We start from the raw sequence: 21,005 nt of genomic DNA, 5'->3' as shown, positions 1-21,005 counted from the left end.
GCCTCGTTGTCAATCTGGCCCCCCCCAAAATGATAAAGCCCTAAAATGATAAGGATTAATCATTTGGCAAGCCGCCGCATGAATACCAGCGCCTCTCACAATTCCATAACCAAATTGCACAAAACCTTTTTCATCCAGAGAGAGAAACTGTCCTTCACGGTCTCGTAAATAAATAGATGTCCCTCTTTTCTTTCAATTTTCTCCCTCCACCCCAAGCTCTTTAAAAGCACTGTTACACTTTCTATGGAGCAAAACGTGTGCTTTTGGCTCACCTTCTCTATGCGTCTTGCCTCTCCACCTGCAAAAAATGGGCTTTTCTTCCCCAAACACCAGAATATCTTTTGCTTTAAGTATAGATTTTTCGCTCTCAATATCGCTTGGTAAGACACATTTTTATGCTTGATAAAAAGAAAATAAGTTACAAGATTTTCTCTCTTTAAGAGAACAGAAACAGCAAGTGAAACCCAAGAGCAGCCTCTCTTCACTTTCCCCTCAGCACTCAAGCAAGAATCCTACTCAAGCAAGAGCCTCAATTCTTTTCAAAACACGACACAAATATAAAAAGGCATAAAACGAGAAGTGTCCCCCATGCTCCTTAATGAACAAGTCAAAAGCAAGGCTCAACAAAAGCCTCTCTTCACTTTTTCCCCTCGCTCACATCGTATAATATGACGGGAGCTCCTTTCTGCTCAACCTCTTCTTCTAATTGCCGTATCATTTTGTTCAACTGACGGGTCACGATAAAACGCATAATAAAAACAATCGGTAAGAATAAAAAAGTACAGGCAAGCAGCCATGCCAGTGGCTCGAATACGACAAGAGAAACAAAGTCCTGCCCTCTCCATATCTTAACGACAACAGTTATAACTATTGGAGCAGTCGCCATGACCGTAGAAAGATAGAATATTTTTTTATAGTCTTGCCAAACAAGAGAAAGCTGCTTTTTATCAAACATTCTGCTGCTTTTATTTTGGGGAGTTCTGTTTTAAGGCGATATCGCGTTCATTCAGCACGCATTTCAGTTCCTTTTTCACGCGACAATAAAGCCGCGCACGCTTGATAAACAGGTAATAAATGACAACGATTGGCGCCCATATTAAAACATTTAAGAGCGTAAAACACAGGAAAGAAATGGCTATTAATGTTATAAGACTACTCGTCATTTTGTCCCCCTTCCACATTCTGCATACGCATTGCCTGATCGCGTTGTTGTATCGCTTCTTCCAATTGTGGAAGTATTTTGTTCAATTTTCTCGTTAATTTTATGCACATGATCCCAATGATCGGAAAAAAGAGAAGAACCCCTAACCATAGAAGGCCATAAATAATGCGACCTATTGAAAACCGCGGTACTATAAAACTGACCATACTATCCTTCCACCATACCAAATGTACGATAGAGAAAGCAAATTGCAAAACGGTAAAGAGGATAAAAATAAAAAGAATTATTTTACATTCTTTTGAATAAAGAGGCAGAGATTCTTTAAAGTTAAGAAAGCGTATTTTCGCATCAAGTGTCTTATGCGCGAGATTGTGTCTTTTCATTTCTCCCAGATCGTTGCGCAACTGTTGTATGGCTTGCTTTTGTTGCGTCGTACTCTTTTTCACGTCTTGAGCGAGTTTAAAAGACAACTTCATATGCTTGATCAACAGGTAAGGAAGCCTGATCATAACCATAAACATTAAAATGGCAATGATAATGAACCCTAAAAAAGCCAAATGTTGTAGTATTATAATGCTCACTTTTTTCCCCTATCACATTGATGTGAAATTATCATTTTCATTCTCTTCTCAAACAAATGTTTCTAATCTCTTTGCTGTTTTTTTCACGCCATAATGAAGGAAACTATGGAGAATTAAAATAACAGGCAAAGTGATAGCACTACAGACCAAAATAAACAAAAACGGCAGCGCAATAATCAATAACAAAAAAAACAACGGATCATTGTGTGAAACAGTCGCATATCGTGCAATAAAGGACAAAAAAAGCGTAGCCCATATAAAAAGCGCAACTGCAATGAAAGCCATCCAAGAGATTATTTTATAGTCCTTTTTTGAGAGAAGCAAAGATTCTTGAAAAGAAAAGGCACTGAACTGTGTTGCAAGAACTGTATTCTGTCCTCTACCCTCTGCCTGATTATGCCTCAAATTCTGCGCTGTACCCTTTTTTAATTTCCTTCGCATCTTACATAACAGTACTGCCCGTTTTATCAAAGAATAATAAATGGACAAGATGATCTTCACGGTAGAAAAGAGTATCATGCTCCACGCAGAATAAATAACGATAACTATCCCTAAGGAGATCAATAATGTAGTTATTAAAAGAGGCATTATAGAAGTGATCACTTTTCCCCCCTATCATATTTTGTTGAGAGATTGGTTGTCTAGCTGTTGCTGCTCTGGCAATGTTTCCCACAGCTTCATCATTTCCTTCGCATCCCGTTTAGAAATGGCGTTAAAAATAGAAAAGAGCGGAAACAACACGAAAAGGACGCCAAAAATTATTTGCGGTAAGAGACATAAAAAAGCCCAAACACCATTCCACCCGAAGTTACGAAGAAATTCGATCGCAGGAATCTGTATAAAACTCTGACTCATTTCTTGAAAATCTTCTTGTTTCATTTTTCCCAGTGCTTGGAGCTGTTCTTTGGACATAATGTGAAAAAACTCCAAAGGATTCATATAGGCAGACGCGGAAAAAAGCACAAACAAGAGGATAGCCAAACAACAAATGATGATATAATCGCCTGTTGAAAGCATCATCCATTTTTTGAAAGCTTCTGATTGATCCAACACTGGCTGCGATACAAAAGCCTTATCTCCCTTATGGGCAGATTGGTGTTGTGATTTATCTTCGATCATACGGATACTCCCCCACTTCTAAAATTCCCACTCTTCAATATTTGATAGCACGCCACCAGCGCGGTAAATTCGCTTAGCACCCTTCTCAGAGTAATGCAAGCACTATAATCTCCCTTCTAAATATTTTATTCATTGCCCTATACGCGCTTATACATGCGCGCTTACAAGCCAAAACACCCCTTTTCCCAAGGAAGGGTGTTCTATTGAAAGCCAAGCACGCGGCCAAGATCAACCTCAGTCCCAAATCAACCTTAGTCATTGGCTCTTCTCAAGCTTTCTCGAGTGCACAACGTAATCACTGGACGGCTTACCTTTTCCTCAAAAATTTCCAATCCCTTTGCCTTAAAGCCTCGTTGTCAATCTGGCAAAGCCCTAAAATGATAAGGATTAATTATTTGGCACGCCGCCGCATGAATACCAGCGCCTCTCACAATTCCATAATTAAATTGCACAAAATCTTTTTCATCCAGAGAGAGAAACTGTCCTTCACGGTCTCGTAAATAAATAGATGTCCCTCTTCTCTTTCAATTTTCCCCCTCCACCCCAAGGTCTTTAAAAGCATTGTTGCCCTTTCTCTATAGAGTAAAACGTCTTGATCAAGAGGACTGGCAAAATGTGTGATGCTACGGACTTTCTTCTTCACAAGCGTAAAAATGGAAGTGTGCAATAGATTTTATATTATTCAAACTTTATATGGATTTCATTGGGGACTTTATCGTTATACCCTTCATGAGCACCCTTGAAAAATGGGCAAAAGAGAGCCCTAAGACATGGCTCTTTAAAAAGCAACACAAAACAAAGTCAAACAAGCAATCGATTATCCAGTATGAAAAACGTGCGACAAACAACCTTAATCCTCATTTGAAAGCTTCTTAATCAAAAAGGCTTCATTTTAAAAATTCTTCATTAAAGATGAAATATCTCACAGCCCCTACATTCATCAAGGCATCTCCTATAAAAGCATCTTTTTATAAAGGCATTTTCCACTTATAAAAACAGCTTCTTTCGATAATGCATTCCGTCCTTTAAACGACATCCCCTCGTCTTATGATGAGATCCATTAAAACGGAGATTTTTATACGCTATAAAGGATACACCAAACAAAATAGCGAGATCATTCACAGTTTATTTTAAGCCGATAAACGATATTTTATTTGAAAATATAGGGCATCTTATGCTATTATAATAGAATGTAGAGGTTTGCTTTTTGCCGCTCTCTGCCACTCAACAGAAGACAATATATCTCCTATAAAGGATAAAAGTATGCTTAACAGCGTGATGTATATCAAATATCTTGGGAAAGCGCCCAACAACAAAAAAATAAGAGAACCCAAATAAAAAGCTTCCAACTTAAGAAAACAATGACCTTTCAAAAGTGGAATTGAAAAATTTCCACAAAGCGCTCGTGAAAAAAGAGACAAATAATCCCATTAGAAAAAACTTCCTATTAGAAAGACGATGACATGCCCTTGAAATCCATTGTTATTTTTTCATTCACATTTGACAAAAATTTTCCTTCAATCTCTCAAGAACAGTTAAGAAATATTTAAAAAGCAAATAATCCGCTAGCAATAAAAAAATAAGCATGACAGGGGCGGAAGATAAGACTGATAGGGATAAGATAAAAAAGGTAAGAAACCACCTTAAAGATGATTTTTTCGCCCCACACCGTTGCTTTTCTTTGCATTTAAAACGCCTTTAGTATCGTTTGTTTTTTGATCTGCAACGGCTGATATTTCCCAGTATTTGCTCACTCCCCCAGTATTTTCCTCTTTTTAAGTATTTTCCCCCTCTTAAGTATTTGCTCCCCCCAATATTTGCGCCAAGTGCTTTTTACATCACTGTCCCCCATCAACAGACAGTTTCTTTTTCATTCAAATGGTTAAGTTCATGAAAATACGTAAAAAACGCAGTAGATCGAAAATAACAGGAAAGCGAGAGCCCAATAGCTGTATTTCACGTGCCCAAAATTCCAGCGAATCTGCGCTTCAATCTGCGATTGAAATGCGTGCAAAACACTTTGGTTTAAGCTTCGAAGAAGCAAAAAATCCGCTTGTCGGAACCTATATTGGGCGTCTTTGTTTGCTTGGCTATAAAGAGGCTTCATCAGGCATCAGTAAAGAGCAATATGACACGGCGCAACAATACTTGCAAATTAGAAACGACTATTTATGTGCAAAAGGTTTACCAAACGGTTATTATGATGGTTTTACGCACAGCGCATCAGATGAGAAAGCAAAAAAGCAATGGGTCCAAAGAGCAACCGAACACTATGAAGCTATGCAAGAAGCGATTAAAGAAGCACAATATCTACATCGTCAACACAACTTTCATGCGGCATTACACTATCTTGTTATAGAAGATCAACCGCTGCCTAATCTTGTTGGTTCGTTGCGTATTATTCTTGATGCCCTTTATAAACATTTTGACAGTTCTACCCAAAAGAGCCTTGGCTAAAACACCCATCATTTCCTCCTCCTCACAGGATAAAGATTCTCCCCCTCCTTTTATAACATGCCTCTTTATAACCAGCGCCTTTATAAAGTCCCCCTTTGGCAAGTGACACTTGAGATCCACTGAGCATGCCCTTTCATAAAATTTCATGGGTTAACAAGCTTAAAGCGCACAACAAACAAGCTTAAAAATATCCACCACGCCCTTTAAAAAAATACTTCAACTGTCAAAGAGACTTAACCTTATATCTACCCATACCTCACTTAATCCATGCCTCAAAGGACAATATTTCACAGCATATTCACGGCATGGACAGGATAAATATTGCCCCCTCTTTAAAACAGCAACATTCTTCCCTCTACCCCCATTGTAACAAACCACCCTCATCATACACTTCACCCAATATCGCGACATCCTTAGCTCTTCAGACAATTCATTATCGTCATTTTACGTCTTTTCTTGTACAATTCTATATGGCTCTTCTGATCTTATGACGGACAAGAGCTATGGCTTTTATTTCAGCATAATCTGGGTTTCTCATTCAAGATAAATAACGATAAAATATCCACTATAAATAAATAGCTTATCATTAAAACAACCCGTTGATTTTTGACACAATTAAAAGCATCATCCCTTAAACGAAAGAAAAAGCCCCTACCAACAATCTCCTCCCTCATCAACAACTGCACCGATAACCCTCCCCCCCATCACATCACCACTAATACGACAGCCAGCATAGCCCCAATTCACCCGCACAAATCGCCAACACCTAAAGCTTTGCCCCGCAAACACCATCCAGCCACCGCCTTCCCAATTTCATCAATAAAATACCACGGATTTCAAAACCACAATTCTCCCTTCATCTTGTCCCCTCCTTTCTCAAAGGAGAAAAAGCATTTACTCAATAAATCTTTATACAGAAATCTTTAGAGACCCCAACAGCCACTCGAAGGGCCATCACCCTCTAAGCACCCACGAGCCCCCCACCTCGTCATCCCCCTCGGAACACCCCCTGCGCAATACCTAAAGCTTTGCCCCCGCAATACCTTCCAACCACCGCCTTCCCAATTCCATCAATAAAATACCACGGATTTCAAAACCACAATTCTCCCTTCATCTTGTCCCCTCCTTTCTCAAAGGAGAAAATGTTTTTTGCCACATCAAAAACTTTTCCATTAAAACAAGATATTTTGCTGCATAGCCAATGAATGAGCTTTTTTCTGTAGATTTTTCCCGCGATAAAGGAGGAAAAATAATCGTTTTGCGGTTGACAGAATCTGAAAAATCGTATTTAATGACGGGTGCGGTAAGGGGTTTTCTGTGTCCAGATTTCATCATAAAATTTTCGCATTATTATAGGCTATTATAAGTTATTATAGACTGTTATAAAACAGTGTGTCTTGCGACAATGTTTAAAACTTTACGGTTTGAAGGTATCTTTCGTCTTTTTCTGACTGTTTTCTTTTGCATCACCAACAACTCTATAATTTTGAGATTTTCAAAACAAGCCGTATTCACGGGCTCCCAATAGAACGCCCTAATAATCCCCCCATAAAATACCAATATAATACATCACAGCAATGATGAGCAATACACGCATAAAAATATGAAAACGGCATCATTATGCTCTCATCGCCTCACCTTTCAAGATGCAAAGGCTTGTTTTTCAAAACATTGTTTAGCCAAAATTGAAGAAGATAATACCACCTATCGATCATCAACATAGAGGCTAAGATTATGAAGCCACAAGATTCTCCCCCACCTCATTCCTCACAAACACCAGAAGGAGCAAGCGCACCTGAAGGAGCGCATGCAAATGCATCATTAGACACTCTTACTGCACATTTAGAACGGCTTAACATTGAAAAAATAAAAAACACCCCTTTCAACCGTGCCGAGTTAAAAGATATTGTTGCTGGTTTAGAACAGCATAATGCCGATGGCAGTTGGATCAAAAATTATTATGATATTTTAGATCTTTACATGATGCCAGCCTTGGTCGATCAAGCAAATCGTAAATATCCAGAGATGAATCTCAAACTTACAAGCCCCCCTGACGGCTTTGCCCTTGCACTCAAAGAAACGCTCGAAAAGGGCATAAAATCTTCTAGGCTGATCGTTAACGCACAAGATAGGGGAATTCATTTTGCGGTTGTCGATCATCAAACCATTGATAATAAAACATCTTTGATCTTTTTTGAACCGACCTTACTGCGTGACACGCTTCCCGCATTACTTGCATTAAGGACGCGACAATCCATTGAACATCACCAATTGCCTAATATTCATTTTGCCATGGTAGAAATGGATATTCAACGAAGCTCCTCTGAATGTGGGATGTTCAGCTTAAGCCTTGCCAAAAAGCTTTATCTCGAAGCTCAAAAATTAGAAAGACTACACAAAGATAATATTAAGGGTGTGTTATGTGAACCAGACACGCCTTTACCTGCTGAAAAATTAGATCCATATCTTCCAGCTCGTTTATACAAACACGTGCAAGGCAGAAGACGTCTTGGGGAATATCTAAAAGCCAATCCAGACGCGGCACATGAAAAAGTAAACAAAAAAGGCGAAACCCTAAACGAGAGGTTTGAGAGAAGCCTGGTGACAACAGAGACAAAAACTGTTTCTGTTTCACAACACAGAAAAAGAGCCACAGAATACAAATCTCTAATGATGTAATAAGCGTTTTGGCCATAGCCATATTCCACATCCACAAAGAATGAAGCTCTGTAGCTTTACGGTAAGGCATAAATTGCTGTTAGCAAATCTTCTTTTCCCTTTGAAAGAGGTAAAGATGCAAACAGTAAGCGACGTGATCTCTTAAAAGATAAAAAGATACCTTACCTTTGACTCTGAAAAGCGTGGGGTTTTATCTTTCGTAATTTAAATAAAGATGATTTCATCTCTTTGTTTTTTCTAGCTAAAAATCTTTCCTGCAAACATTGTTTAGCCAGAATTGAAGAAGATAATATCACCTATCGATTATCAATATGGAGGCTAATAGTATGAAGCCACAAGATTCTTCCCTCCCTCATTCCTCACAAACACCAGAAGAGGCAAGTGCACCTGAAAGGGCGCATGCAAATGCATCGTTAGACACTCTTACTGCACATTTAGAACAATCCAGTAGTGAAAAAGGCAAAAATATCCCATTCAATCGTGAAGAATTAAAAGATATTGTTGCCCGTTTAGAGGATGATATCTCAACGGGTCGTTGGTTCACAGCTGATTATGCAAGTACAGACCTTAAGCTAATGCCAGCCTTGGTAGATCAGGCAAATCGTAAATATCCCGACATGCGTCTTCAATTGGCAGCGTCATCTCACGACTTTGCCCTTGCACTCAAAGAAGCCATCGAAAACGGCGTTCAATCTTCTAGATTTATCATTCACACAAAGGATAGGGGAATTCATTTTGCGCTCATTGATCATCAAACCATAGAGGACAAAACATCGGTGATATTTTTTGAACCTACAACATTTAACAATATGAAACCAGCAGTACTCGCATTAAGGACGCAATTGGCCCTTAAAGCGCATGAATTGCCCAACTGTTCTTTTGCCATGGCAGAAATGGACATTCAACGCAGTTCCTCTGAATGTGGAATGTTTTGTTTAGCGCTCGCTAAAAAGCTTCATACCGAATCTGCTAAATTAGAAAGACTGCACAAAGATAATATTAAAGGTGTCTTATGTGAACCAGACACGCCTTTACCTGCTGAAAAATTGGATCCATATCTTCCGACCACTTTTTACAAACACGTGCAAGGAAGAAGACGTCTTGGGGAATATCTAAAAGCCAATCCAGACGCGGCACATGAAAAAGTAAACAAAAAAGGCGAAACCCTAAACGAGAGGTTTGAGAGAAGCCTGGTGACAACAGAGACAAAAACTGTTTCTGTTTCACAACACAGAAAAAGAGCCACAGAATACAAATCTCTAATGATGTAATAAGCGTTTTGGCCATAGCCATATTCCACATCCACAAAGAATGAAGCTCTGTAGCTTTACGGTAAGGCATAAATTGCTGTTAGCAAATCTTCTTTTCCCTTTGAAAGAGGTAAAGATGCAAACAGTAAGCAACGTGATCTCTTAAAAGATAAAAAGATACCTTACCTTTGACTCTGAAAAGCGTGGGATTTTGTCTTTCGTAACAAATTTTTTTAAATAAAGATGATTTCATCTCTTTGTTTTTTTTAGTTAAAAATCTTTCCTGCAAACATTGTTTAGCCAGAATTGAAGAAATAATATCATTTATCGATTATCAATATGGAGGCTAAGATTATGAAGCCACAAGATTCTTCCCTCCCTCATTCCTCACAAACACCAGAAGGAGCAAGTGCAAATGAATCTTTAGAAGACCTTATTGCACGTTTAATGCAAAGTTCCATCCAAACAGAAGAAGAACATGTTGCACCGAGTTCTGACGAATTAAAAGATATTATTACAGGCTTAGAAGATGATCTCGTCACCGGCCGTTGGATTAACGCTTATTATGAAAACACAGATATTAGATTGATGCCGGCTCTCGTAGAAAAAGCAAACAGCAAATATCCAGAAATGAATCTCAAATTGGCTCTTACAGCAGAAGAGTTTTCGCACGCCCTAAAAGAAGTCGTTGAGAGCGGCGCAAATTCTGCCCGATTTATAGTCAATTCGGGAAGCAAAATCCACTTTGCAGTCCTTGATTATCAAAAAGTTGATGACAAAATCTCTTTGATTATGCTTGAACCTACAACATTTCAGAATATCACGGCTTGCAAACTAGGGATAAAAATAAATCAAACCCTTCAATGTCTTCAACTGCCTCCTTATTCTTTTACCACGGCAGAAATGGATATTCAGCGAAGCTCTTCTGAATGCGGGATGTTCAGCTTAAGCCTTGCCAAAAAGCTTCATCTTGAATCTGATAAATTAGCAAGACTGCACAAAGATAATGTTAAGGGTGTATTATGTGAACCCAATTCATCTGTATATGCTGAAAAGTTAGATTCCTATCTTCCAACCACTTTTTATAAACACACACAAGGAAGAAGACGTCTAGAACACTATTTAAAAGCCAATCCCGATGCTGAACATGAAACAGTCAACAAAAAAGGTGAAACTCTGAGAGAGAGATTTGAAAAAAACTTAAGAGAAACAGAGGGAAAAACTGTTTCCGTTTCTTCCCACCAAAAAAGGCTCACTGAATACAAATCTTTAACGATGTAATTGAGGCTTTTTCCATATTCCTATTCATCAAAGAACGAAGAGAGGCTGCTTTACGGCTAAGATTTCTCTAAGCAAACCAGCTTTTGCGTTCATAAAACAAAAATAGCAAACAACTTTCCTCTTAAAGAAAAAACACCTTTGTCCTATAAAAACCAGCCCCTCTTAAAATTGTATCAAAATTCTACAGCTCTTGTTAGCCTAAAGCTCTGTGTAACAATGAGACTCTTTGGATAAGCAAAACGTTTGATACATAAAATATTTAATGCTTTCGTCTTCAGTAAAAGCATATGTCTTGTTTTTCTGAGAGTATCCACTTCGTATCTCAAACACCCCCACATCAATGCCATACGACCAAACAACCGCAATAGACCACACTTATCGTGCATCAACCAAACAACCGCCCGTACCCCAAGAAGGCTCCATCAAAAACACCAGGACAAGCTCTTAAAATCTACAACCTCTCTTAACGGAAAACACCAGCCCAACCATTATTCCACTTGACCAACCATTACCCCACTTGGCCAACCATTCCCCATTCCCTAAGATGTCACAACCAACCTTTTGATTTCATAAAAGTTTCACATCTCTTCTGTTTTTGAAGCGTGAAAAAATTCATTTTTAATCTGTCAACCAGCCTCACGTTACCGTGAGGCTTTATTTTATGGAGAAGCAAATGAGAAAAATATCAGCAGCAGGGCTTGCACTCATTAAACAATGGGAAGGATTGCGTTTACATGCCCATAAAGATGCCATCGGGGTGTGGACAATTGGCTATGGTCATACCAGCACGGCTGGCAAACCGTTCGTTCACAAGGGCATGATCATTACTGAAAAACAAGCAGAAGAAGTTCTTTCTCAAGATTTAAGACAATTTGAAAATACCGTTGAAAAACATGTGACGGTTTCTTTAACGGATGAACAATTCGCCGCGCTCGTATCGTTTTGCTATAATATAGGAACATCGGCTTTTTGTAATTCGACCCTGCTCAAAAAACTCAATAATGGCGAATATGAAGCCGTCCCTGCTGAGTTACAAAAGTGGACTAAAGCAGGAGGAAAACGTCTTCACGGTTTAGTGCACCGTCGTGCAGCAGAATCGGGATTATGGGCAAAAGGAGCTTATGTTTCTCCCAACTACCAAACTGTAGAAACGCAAGCTCCAATGGGATTTTTCAAAGCAGAAGCGCTTACACCGATTATTGGTTCTTTTTCTGGACTTGGGGGCTTATTGGCAGGCAATGGTCCCATCCAATGGGCATTAGCAACCATTATGGTTTTAGCCGCCTGCGTTGGCATTTTCTTTGTGGCAAAACGGTTTCGGGAGCAGAGCTTATGATGTGGTGGTTGAAAAAAAATCTGATGATAACAGGAGCGGCTCTGACCGCTTTTTTTATCGCTTTAGCAAAAGCTTTCACTCTTGGAAAGAAAGTTGAACAACAAAAGCAAATAGAAAAAACGCTAAAGTCATCAACAACACGGCTAGAGGTGGAAAATGAAATTAATCAAAAAAGTGATGCTGATGTACGCGCTTCTCTTACTCACTGGTTGCGCGATAAAAACAATCAATGAGCCTTTTTCTTGCGTTGGTTGGATGCCCATTTATTTAGACAAAAAAGATCTCAATATCATCAGTTCAAATCTCGCAAGAGATATTTTAAAGCATAACAAACAAGGGGAAGGCTTGTGTGGGTGGAAACATGGCTAGAAAAAAAACAGAAAAACAAACAGAGCTTACAGAAAAGGAAAAAGAAATCCTACAAGAAATCATCACAACGTATAAAAGTGTAAAAATGATGTCACGCTATACGAAGTGGATTATATTCATCATTTTCTTATTAGCACTTGATTTTTCACGGATCATAGATGTGCTGGGAAGTATTTTTACACAAAAATCGAATATTCAGCTCTAAAATAAATAAAAAACGTGAGACGTGTTAAATCTTTTAAAAAGATAAAAAGCCATTCGTTATTTTTTGAAAACATGGAGATTTTATTAATGATTTTTTCATGTCTCACGAGAATTTTTTACACGCCTCATAAACGTCGTGCTCTTCACAAACGCTTTCATGAAATGAATTTAGGGGTATGAAGAGAGATTTTTAACCAACGCGTAAATCAGCAACTTTGGTAACATAAGAAAAGGATCATACCAACATACATTTTTTTAATAATCTATTGATATCAAAATGATTTTATACTCTTCATAAATAGCATTGCCAAGAATTTGTATTAAAAGATATTTCTTTTAAAGAAGTGCATAAACAAGCAATGTAATGGTAGCCTTACATAAAGCCTCTCATCTTTACGTTGAATAAAAAAGCAAGCCGGCTCCTCCCACCCTCTCAATTCCCACCCCCAATTCCCTTATGTCCTATGCATAAAGGTCAAGTTGAAGAGAATATATGGAAAATCCTTGGCTCGAAAATATGAAAAGAAAGCATGAGGCTACAACAGAATTTCGCGTGCCTTTATCATCAGAAGCATTAAAAATTCTAACACAAGCGCGCCTATTGTCTCGTCATGATTTTTTCGGCTACCTGTCATGGTCCCCTTAGCTCAAAAATTGCTCCCCACTTAAGAATTTTCTGTCACAATATAGGCAACAAACAGAACTTGAGTATAACAACATGGGTTTGGCTCCAGTTTAGGTGATGAGCTTACCGAAAAAAAGATGAGAGCAAGGCGAAAAATTAGCTTTTATCTTTAAGCTTCTCAAATGGAGCAGTCTCCTCATTCCAAAAACTACCCAAACAGAAAAATGCTTGTCCCAGTATATAAAAGCCCTTTAACAGAGCAAACCCTTATTTTCTTCATACAAAAGCTTGAAATACCAGCATCTTATTCATAAAAAACAAACCAGCCCCATCATGCTCTTTTCAACTCTGTCTTTCCAACGCTCAATAGGTACTAACTCTTAACTACTGACTCTTCTTAACTACTGACTTTTAATGATTATGTTGGTTCATAAAAACCGTAGTGACCTCTCACCCTATGAAGCACAAACACAGGATTTTTTAACGGGGCATGCATAAACCTGAAATGAAAAAACAGAACTGTATTAGGAATAAATTATTATAAATCAAAGAGTTATATTTTTATTAGCACAATATTTTCAAAGGAAACCACGATCCCCGCACAATAGAAACATTTCATAAAAACAAGAGAAAAAGCCAAGAACCGAGAATGAGATTCATTCACAATAACGGTAGATCAACCAGAGGAGAATAGAACAATCCTATAAGATAAAGAAACTGTCATAAAAGGAAAAACTGTATGAAACGTGAAAAAGCATAAAAAAAACGGGCACAGAAGACCCGTTTCTTTATTATTTCTATGGAAAAGAGCTTAGAAATCCATTCCACCCATTCCGCCCATTCCACCAGCAGGCATCGGAGGCATTGGTGTATCTTTCTTTGGAACTTCAGCAACCATTGCTTCTGTTGTGATCAGAAGGCTCGCAATTGAAGCCGCATTCTGAAGAGCAGAACGCACAACTTTCACAGGATCAACAATTCCCAAAGCAATCAAATCACCGAATTCACCAGTTGCGGTATTGTAACCATAAGTGTCAGCATTATTTTCCAGCACTTTGCCCACAATAATAGCAGCTTCTTCACCAGCATTGCTTGCAATCTGGCGCGCTGGTGCTTGTAGAGCACGACGAACGATACTAATACCAGCTTCTTGGTCAGGATTACTTCCCTTAACGGTCAACGCATTTGCTGCACGCAACAATGCGGTACCACCACCAGCAACAATACCTTCTTCAACAGCAGCACGTGTTGCATTCAAAGCATCATCAACACGGTCTTTCTTTTCTTTCACTTCAACTTCTGTTGCACCACCCACACGGATAACAGCAACACCACCAGCGAGTTTAGCAAGTCTTTCTTGCAATTTTTCACGGTCATAGTCAGAAGTTGTTTCTTCAATCTGAGCCTTGATTTGATTGACGCGAGCAGTAATTTCGCTCTTTTGTCCAGCACCATCAATAATGGTGGTGTTTTCTTTAGAAATATTCACTTTCTTTGCACGTCCAAGCATATCCAAAGTGACATTTTCAAGTTTAATGCCCACATCTTCAGAAATAACCTGTCCGGATGTCAAGATAGCGATATCCTCTAACATTGCTTTACGACGGTCACCAAATCCAGGAGCTTTTACAGCAGCAATTTTCAAACCACCACGCAATTTGTTGACAACGAGCGTTGCCAAAGCTTCACCTTCCACATCTTCAGCGATAATGAGAAGTGGTTTTCCAGACTGAACAACAGCTTCAAGCACAGGAAGAAGAGATTGCAAATTAGACAATTTCTTTTCGTGAATGAGAATGTAAGGATCATCAAGATCAGCGACCATTTTCTCAGCATTTGTGACAAAATAAGGGGAAAGATACCCACGGTCAAATTGCATTCCTTCAACGACTTCTAATTCCGTTTCAGCAGTTTTAGCTTCTTCCACAGTAATGACGCCTTCATTGCCCACTTTTTCCATAGCATCAGCGATCATTTTACCGATTTCAGCAGCGCCATTAGCGGAAATTGTTCCCACCTGTGCAATTTCTGCTGAAGTTTGGATTTTTTTTGCTTTTTTGAAGAGGTTTGCCACCACTTCTTCAACAGCAGCATCAATCCCACGTTTAAGATCCATTGGGTTCATGCCCGCAGCAACAGCTTTAACACCTTCTTGCACAATAGCTTGTCCTAAAACAGTTGCTGTTGTTGTTCCATCACCAGCAATATCATTGGTTTTAGAAGCAACTTCGCGCAACATTTGTGCACCCATATTTTCGAACTTATCTTCCAGTTCGATTTCCTTTGCAACGGATACACCATCTTTTGTGATGCGAGGCGCACCGAATGATTTATCAATCACCACATTGCGACCTTTAGGGCCGAGTGTCACCTTAACAGCATTAGCAAGGATGTCGACACCGCGCAACAAACGCTCACGCGCTTCACGGCCAAATTTGACTTCTTTAGCAGCCATTTAATTTCTCCTTGGAGTTTTCTCAAAATAGTACACAATGAAAAATTAAGCGCTTCAATTAGCCCATAATTCCCATAATGTCAGATTCTTTCATAATGAGGAGGTCTTCCCCATTAATCTTGACTTCAGTTCCAGACCATTTTCCAAACAAAATACGATCTCCTGTTTTGACTTCTAAAGGCACGCGCTTTCCGTTATCATCGAGAGCGCCATTGCCAACAGCAATCACTTCGCCTTCTTGGGGTTTTTCTTTTGCTGTATCAGGGATGATAATCCCACCAGCCGTTTTATTTTCAGATTCAACCCGACGGACAACGACACGGTCGTGAAGTGGGCGGAATTGTATATTAGCCATGTTTTAAATCCTTAAAACTGAACATAATTGCATTAATCTTAAAAGTTCTTGCTAGCACTCTCAAACTACGAGTGCTAGCATGTGTTAGATATAAAATCGGCATCTCTCAATGTCAAGAATAGCCATAAAAATAATTTCTCTAAATGAAGCTTCAAAGTCTTGCCTCTTATTGCACTTTCGCGTTATCTATCTTTTTTGAGAACCCGTGAACAAAAAAGGATCTTATCATGGTTGAAACACGTCAGGAAACGGATAGCTTTGGAACGATTTCGGTACGTCAAGATCGTTATTGGGGCGCACAAACTGAACGTTCTCTGCATAATTTTAATATTGGCAGTGAAAAGCAGCCTCTTGCCATCATCTATGCTTTAGTCCTTATCAAAAAAGCAGCAGCGATTGTAAATATGGGCAAAGGAAAACTACCAGAAAATATTGGAAAAGCAATTATTGCCGCCGCTGATGAAGTGCTTGCTGGCGATTTTGATACACATTTCCCACTATCCGTCTGGCAAACAGGTTCTGGCACACAAAGCAATATGAATGTCAATGAAGTCATTGCTAATCGTGCTAGTAAGATTTTGGGAGGAAAACTTGGAAGCAAAAAACCAGTTCATCCCAATGACCATGTCAATATGAGCCAATCATCGAACGATTCCTTTCCCACGGCGCTTCACATTGCCACCACGTTGCAAACACGCCAACACTTACTGCCAATCCTTGAAGCTCTTATTGCGACATTAAAACAAAAAGAGCAAGAATTTGCAGATATCATTAAAATCGGCCGCACCCATACGCAAGATGCAACCCCTTTAACCTTAGGGCAAGAATTTTCAGGCTATCGTGCCGCATTAGAAGCCAATCTTCAGCGTATTGAAAATGCTCTAACCGATGTCCAAATGCTTGCTCAAGGTGGTACGGCTGTTGGCACAGGGCTGAATGCGCCAAAAGGTTTTGACGTTGCTTTTGCGCAAACAATGAGCACTCTCACAGGAATAACATTCCAAACTGCCAGCAATAAATTTGAAGCACTTGCCCATCATGGCGCCCTTGCGCATTTCCACGGAAGCTTGAATGCTCTCGCTGCTGATCTGTTTAAAATTGCCAATGACATTCGGTTTTTAGGCTCTGGTCCACGTTCCGGTTTAGGGGAACTCAGTCTTCCTGAAAATGAACCCGGATCTTCTATTATGCCCGGCAAAGTCAACCCCACGCAATGTGAAGCCTTAACCATGGTTGCATGCCAAGTTTTTGGTAATCACACCAGCGTAACCTTTGCCGCAAGCCAAGGACATTTTGAACTCAACGTTTATAAACCTGTTATTGGCTATAACGTTTTACAATCAATTACCCTTCTTGGTGATTGCATGCGTTCTTTTGATATGCATTGCATTCAAGGATTACGGGCCAATCGTGTTCATATTCACTCGCTCATGGAGCGCTCACTCATGTTAGTCACAGCTCTTGCACCAGAAATTGGCTACGAAAAAGCTGCTGAAATTGCCAAAGCAGCGCATAAAAATGATACAACTTTGCGCACCGAAGCATTAAAAGCAGGCGTTTTTGTAGAGGATTATGACCGATTAGTTGATCCCAAAAAGATGATTTCTCCCCAATAAACAACCCACTAAAAAAGATGCAAACATCTTAAAACAAATCTTTTTGTCAAAAGATCGGGGTGTTTACACCCCGATGATGACCGATAACAATTACCCACAGCGTTCATTTTAGGCTCTGATCCGCATTTATGCTATGGGTGGTTTTGTTGCTTATATTGTACTTAAAAGGCACAACGGTTTTGGAAAGGAATGGATAATCATGGCTCAACACCCAATGGCTATACTGGCAGAAAGTGATTTAAATGGATATGACCTTAAGGTGTTTTTCATTCTAGCTTCGCGTCTTGATTTTGAAAATCTATTAGCTAACAGCCAAACAGAATTAGCTCAAAAAAAATCGGTATTAATAGACATAATTTCAATCGAAGTATAAAAAGATTAATGAATTCATCGACGCTTTACAATGTTATCATTATTGATAACATTGGGTAGATAACTCTTATCTCAATGAGATAATGTGTTTATTTATAATGATAATCTAGCGTTATCCATATTGAATGAGAATCCTAAATACCGTAAGATTTTCTCATTTTAAATCGGTCTCATGTTACATCAATCAAAATCACTGACTTGCACATCACAAACGCAATGAATGTATGAATAGAAATTGTATCCGATAAGGACAAAAACACCTCTAATGAACCACCTCAAGTGCCAAGGACTGTCACAACGGACAAAGGGGTCTGTCACAACATTGTGGAGAGGACTGTCACAACACCCCACGAACTGGCAAATATAGTAATGGTACCGGCTTGCTCCTTTATGAAGCGTAAAAGAGATGCTCAATAGATTTATTATTATACCATTCACAATCGCTGTCATGAAATGGGTTTAGGAACATTGAGAAATGTCTCTTTTATGAAGCGTGAAGATGGGGGTGCTCAAAAGAGGAACAGCTGTTGGAACAAAATTCAATGCACCGAAAGGTTTTGACCTTTGCTGAAACAATCAGCTCTCTAACGGAAATATCCTTGGCAACTCGCAAGAAATTGGAGGCATTTGCCCATTATGGCGCCCTCACCCATTTCCACAAAAATCTGAGTGCACGCGCTAATCTGTTTAAAATTGCCAACGACTTTAAGTTTTTAGGCTCTCATCCACGTTCCGGCTTTAAGCGAACGAAAAGAAGAATTTATCGTTTACATGGTGCATGAGAAAACTCATAAAACTTTAAATTCTCGCACTTTTCTCCTTCTTATTCTTCGTATTCCATTCAATCAATCAAAACTATTCGCTTGGATTGTCATAAGCAAAAGTGGCATATAGATAAAAAAAGAAATAAAGTCGCTCATCCTCTCAAGTGCTCAAAAGGCTATCGCAATACAAAGCTACACAATATCAGAAACGAGCAACGAATATGATGGTGCCAATATGCATTTTTTACGATCAATTGAATATGTAAGCACATTGATGTCAATCATAATGGATAATACGTTTAATAACAAAAAGTGTTTTAATATGTATAAAATAATGTTTTTTAAATAAGTAAAAAGCTTATTTACTATACTATAATTTTTTCTAAAACACAGAGAATATTGAAAGAGTATAAAAAAAATCCTGAAAAACGCGGGATAATAGTACGAAAACAAGTTTTAAGAACGCTTTAATATGGTTAATTATAGATTTTATACGTATTTTAGTTTTCATAATGATATTAACTATAGATTTTTTTAACCAATTTATATATAATACGATTTGTATCTGAAATAAATTGGGGACGTTTTTATGAAAACAAAATGTTTAGTTGCACTATCTATTTTCACCTTCATTACCGCTTCAACAGCGCAAGCAGCAGATACGGTAATCTTTAAGCAATCAGAACCGAAGGTTTCATTGCAAGATGTTTCATCGTCACGTATTTCACCGGTTACTGTTTCTGCGCCTTTTTCTTGGTCTGGTTTTTATTTTGGAGGACAAATTGGATATTTTTCCAATAAAAATACTCTAAATTACGCACAAGAAGCTAGGGAAGGAAAATGGGCTTGGGTTGATAGAGATTTATCACCGAAACTATCAGGATTGAGAGCAGGTTTGTATGCAGGTTCTAATATTGATCTGGGAGATCTTGTTTTCGGTTTTGATACCGATATGGTCTGGTCTGGAAGGAAAAGCACCCAAACAGACAATGGAAAGAAAATTCTAGATGAATCAAACTCCATTAACATTGCCTTTAAAAAAGCTGGGATTCCTATCATAAAACCTGCAGCTCAGGGTGAAACGATATCCAACTATGGTGACATTGTTGTTAGCAGTGTAACATTGAAAGAAACGTGGTCTGGTGCCACGCGTGCGCGTATTGGTTTTGCTTCTCATCGTCTTATGCCTTATATTGCAGGGGGTATAGCCTATACACAGATGCAATATATCATGTCACTTTTATCAAAATCGCAAGAAGATTCGACAATTTTTGCTTCTGGCAATGTGTTAGATGAGACAAAAACAATGTTTGGTTACACTGTTGGTGGTGGTTTTGATCTTGCAATGACAGATAATATCATCATGCGTACAGAATATCGTTATTCAGATTTTTTTAAAAAGAAATTTGCAAACGATAACCTTAAAATCTCTTCTCAAACGCATGATGTTCGCTTTGGTATCGCTTATAAATTCTAAGTTTTGTAGAAAAATTGAACGATTAAAAAACCCTGTTAAAAACGGGGTTTTTTAATGCCCCTTTCCCCCTAAAAAGACGTAGATTCTAAAAACCTGTACTAAACTTTAAACAAATAGTCACGAAACAATAAAGCCTCTCCCTCTCTTAAAGCAAGCTCCTATCCTCTCTCCCCCTTTCATGTAATACATTTGGAATATAAAAGCTTTACCATCATACCATTGGGCGCCATCGTAAATAAATGAGAGCCGTTATTTAAGAGATATTTCTTTAAAATAAATATGGATATTGTGCATCAATTGCAGTTTTATAAGATAATGTTGACTTGGCCTCCCCGCTCTTAAAGGATAAAGATTCTGAAAACCCATTTTAAACACCCATTTTTAAACACCATGTCCGTTTATAAAAACACAAAAACCCTTGGGGACTCTTGGGGGATTTTAGCGGGTTTCTTTGGGCTCCTCCGCATGGAATGCCTTTAAACCTAAAGCAAGACAAACACATTTAAGAATATCCAACACACACCGAAAAAATACTGTAACGTTTCAAGGAAGTATGCCCTATATTACCACACTTCAAACAACAGTATTTTACCGCTATTGTATGCCAGAGTGGAAAGAGGATATTGCGGTTCTCTGTTTATGTAATTTCTGTAACGGGAAGACAGCTTCATTTAGGGAGCACATGAAGTTTTCAAGGTAAAAACCAATTTCCAATCTTACCATTTCCCTCTGCTTTACAACTTTCAAAAGCCTCTAAAGCACTGTCTTTTAAAGAGAGGAGATTACGCATTACCTCATGCTGGTGTTTCTCACGGATCTTTTTTGGATCACACCCCTCATGTCATACGACAACGCTTCAAACCAAACACACTCAAATTCAAGACACTTTGGTTGCCAATTCAC

General features: G+C 38.7%; 21 protein-coding genes and 1 pseudogene. 13 read left to right on the top strand and 9 right to left on the bottom strand.

Annotated features, from left to right (window positions below):
* Positions 1 to 637 precede the first annotated feature (637 nt).
* The 5 genes from ACFIO5_RS02445 to ACFIO5_RS02425 form a co-directional block, all read right to left on the bottom strand.
* Complete coding sequence (locus ACFIO5_RS02445; RefSeq protein WP_375633366.1) at positions 638 to 955, bottom strand: hypothetical protein; 318 nt, start codon at positions 953 to 955, stop codon at positions 638 to 640.
* 10 nt (positions 956 to 965) lie between these two features.
* Positions 966 to 1,163: a hypothetical protein gene (locus ACFIO5_RS02440; RefSeq protein WP_375634502.1), complete on the bottom strand. Its 198-nt coding sequence runs from the start codon at positions 1,161 to 1,163 to the stop codon at positions 966 to 968.
* On the bottom strand, positions 1,153 to 1,743 hold the full coding sequence (locus tag ACFIO5_RS02435) for a hypothetical protein (RefSeq protein WP_375684078.1): 591 nt from the start codon (positions 1,741 to 1,743) through the stop codon (positions 1,153 to 1,155). Before ACFIO5_RS02435 ends, ACFIO5_RS02440 begins: the two co-directional genes overlap by 11 nt.
* A gap of 48 nt (positions 1,744 to 1,791) precedes the next feature.
* On the bottom strand, positions 1,792 to 2,148 hold the full coding sequence (locus ACFIO5_RS02430) for a hypothetical protein (RefSeq protein ID WP_375636892.1): 357 nt from the start codon (positions 2,146 to 2,148) through the stop codon (positions 1,792 to 1,794).
* Positions 2,149 to 2,358: 210 nt separating this feature from the next.
* Positions 2,359 to 2,862 (bottom strand): hypothetical protein, encoded by a 504-nt coding sequence (locus ACFIO5_RS02425; RefSeq protein WP_375684077.1) that lies wholly within the window; start codon positions 2,860 to 2,862, stop codon positions 2,359 to 2,361.
* Between the two features lie 1,890 nt (positions 2,863 to 4,752).
* Between ACFIO5_RS02425 and ACFIO5_RS02420 the strand changes: the two genes are divergently transcribed.
* Positions 4,753 to 5,319, top strand: a complete 567-nt coding sequence (locus ACFIO5_RS02420; RefSeq protein ID WP_375636890.1) for a hypothetical protein — start codon at positions 4,753 to 4,755, stop codon at positions 5,317 to 5,319.
* Positions 5,320 to 5,970: 651 nt separating this feature from the next.
* Here the strand turns inward: ACFIO5_RS02420 and ACFIO5_RS02415 are convergent.
* Together ACFIO5_RS02415 and ACFIO5_RS02410 are read right to left on the bottom strand one after the other, a co-directional pair.
* Entirely contained in the window at positions 5,971 to 6,111 is a 141-nt protein-coding gene (locus tag ACFIO5_RS02415; protein WP_375633371.1) for a hypothetical protein, read from the bottom strand.
* Positions 6,112 to 6,429: 318 nt separating this feature from the next.
* Positions 6,430 to 6,654, bottom strand: coding sequence for a hypothetical protein (locus ACFIO5_RS02410; RefSeq protein WP_375633372.1), 225 nt, complete (start codon positions 6,652 to 6,654; stop codon positions 6,430 to 6,432).
* 399 nt (positions 6,655 to 7,053) lie between these two features.
* Here ACFIO5_RS02410 and ACFIO5_RS02405 point away from each other — a divergent pair, with 399 nt between their 5' ends.
* From ACFIO5_RS02405 to ACFIO5_RS02370, 8 genes are all read left to right on the top strand, one after another.
* On the top strand, positions 7,054 to 7,998 hold the full coding sequence (locus ACFIO5_RS02405; protein ID WP_375676707.1) for a YopJ/AvrA family T3SS effector serine/threonine acetyltransferase: 945 nt from the start codon (positions 7,054 to 7,056) through the stop codon (positions 7,996 to 7,998).
* 326 nt (positions 7,999 to 8,324) lie between these two features.
* Positions 8,325 to 9,269, top strand: coding sequence for a YopJ/AvrA family T3SS effector serine/threonine acetyltransferase (locus tag ACFIO5_RS02400; protein ID WP_375676708.1), 945 nt, complete (start codon positions 8,325 to 8,327; stop codon positions 9,267 to 9,269).
* Positions 9,270 to 9,602: 333 nt separating this feature from the next.
* Positions 9,603 to 10,529 carry a YopJ/AvrA family T3SS effector serine/threonine acetyltransferase gene (locus ACFIO5_RS02395; RefSeq protein WP_375677004.1) on the top strand — a complete coding sequence of 309 codons (927 nt, stop codon included), beginning with the start codon at positions 9,603 to 9,605 and terminating at the stop codon, positions 10,527 to 10,529.
* Between the two features lie 673 nt (positions 10,530 to 11,202).
* Positions 11,203 to 11,865: a gene transfer agent endolysin BgtA gene (bgtA, locus tag ACFIO5_RS02390; protein WP_375617920.1), complete on the top strand. Its 663-nt coding sequence runs from the start codon at positions 11,203 to 11,205 to the stop codon at positions 11,863 to 11,865.
* Positions 11,862 to 12,098 carry a hypothetical protein gene (locus ACFIO5_RS02385; protein WP_375606489.1) on the top strand — a complete coding sequence of 79 codons (237 nt, stop codon included), beginning with the start codon at positions 11,862 to 11,864 and terminating at the stop codon, positions 12,096 to 12,098. Before bgtA ends, ACFIO5_RS02385 begins: the two co-directional genes overlap by 4 nt.
* On the top strand, positions 12,022 to 12,234 hold the full coding sequence (locus ACFIO5_RS02380; protein WP_273790903.1) for a hypothetical protein: 213 nt from the start codon (positions 12,022 to 12,024) through the stop codon (positions 12,232 to 12,234). The genes ACFIO5_RS02385 and ACFIO5_RS02380 overlap by 77 nt, the downstream gene beginning before the upstream one ends.
* Positions 12,227 to 12,439 carry a hypothetical protein gene (locus ACFIO5_RS02375; protein WP_375617918.1) on the top strand — a complete coding sequence of 71 codons (213 nt, stop codon included), beginning with the start codon at positions 12,227 to 12,229 and terminating at the stop codon, positions 12,437 to 12,439. Before ACFIO5_RS02380 ends, ACFIO5_RS02375 begins: the two co-directional genes overlap by 8 nt.
* A 492-nt stretch (positions 12,440 to 12,931) precedes the next feature.
* Positions 12,932 to 13,084 carry a hypothetical protein gene (locus ACFIO5_RS02370; protein ID WP_375606492.1) on the top strand — a complete coding sequence of 51 codons (153 nt, stop codon included), beginning with the start codon at positions 12,932 to 12,934 and terminating at the stop codon, positions 13,082 to 13,084.
* Positions 13,085 to 13,874: 790 nt separating this feature from the next.
* On the opposite strand, the gene groL is transcribed toward ACFIO5_RS02370, so the two are convergent.
* Both groL and groES read right to left on the bottom strand, forming a co-directional pair.
* Positions 13,875 to 15,518 carry a chaperonin GroEL gene (gene groL / locus ACFIO5_RS02365; RefSeq protein ID WP_273790908.1) on the bottom strand — a complete coding sequence of 548 codons (1,644 nt, stop codon included), beginning with the start codon at positions 15,516 to 15,518 and terminating at the stop codon, positions 13,875 to 13,877.
* A 58-nt stretch (positions 15,519 to 15,576) separates the two neighbouring features.
* Positions 15,577 to 15,873: a co-chaperone GroES gene (gene groES, locus ACFIO5_RS02360; protein WP_005774667.1), complete on the bottom strand. Its 297-nt coding sequence runs from the start codon at positions 15,871 to 15,873 to the stop codon at positions 15,577 to 15,579.
* Positions 15,874 to 16,100: 227 nt separating this feature from the next.
* Here groES and fumC point away from each other — a divergent pair, with 227 nt between their 5' ends.
* From fumC to ACFIO5_RS02340, 4 genes and pseudogenes are all read left to right on the top strand, one after another.
* Entirely contained in the window at positions 16,101 to 17,489 is a 1,389-nt protein-coding gene (fumC, locus tag ACFIO5_RS02355) for a class II fumarate hydratase (protein WP_375671785.1), read from the top strand.
* A gap of 199 nt (positions 17,490 to 17,688) precedes the next feature.
* The gene (locus ACFIO5_RS02350) at positions 17,689 to 17,862 is read left to right on the top strand and encodes a hypothetical protein (RefSeq protein WP_375705072.1); all 174 of its coding nucleotides are present in this window, start codon (positions 17,689 to 17,691) and stop codon (positions 17,860 to 17,862) included.
* A gap of 516 nt (positions 17,863 to 18,378) precedes the next feature.
* A pseudogene (locus ACFIO5_RS02345) lies at positions 18,379 to 18,598 on the top strand (lyase family protein); the annotation flags it as partial.
* 616 nt (positions 18,599 to 19,214) lie between these two features.
* Positions 19,215 to 20,102, top strand: a complete 888-nt coding sequence (locus ACFIO5_RS02340; protein WP_375634495.1) for an outer membrane protein — start codon at positions 19,215 to 19,217, stop codon at positions 20,100 to 20,102.
* The last annotated feature ends 903 nt before the right edge of the window (positions 20,103 to 21,005 follow it).

Source organism: Bartonella sp. AA86SXKL, from assembly GCF_042196885.1.
Note: the sequence above shows the minus strand (reverse complement) of the source record. Positions and strands in the feature narration are given on the sequence as shown.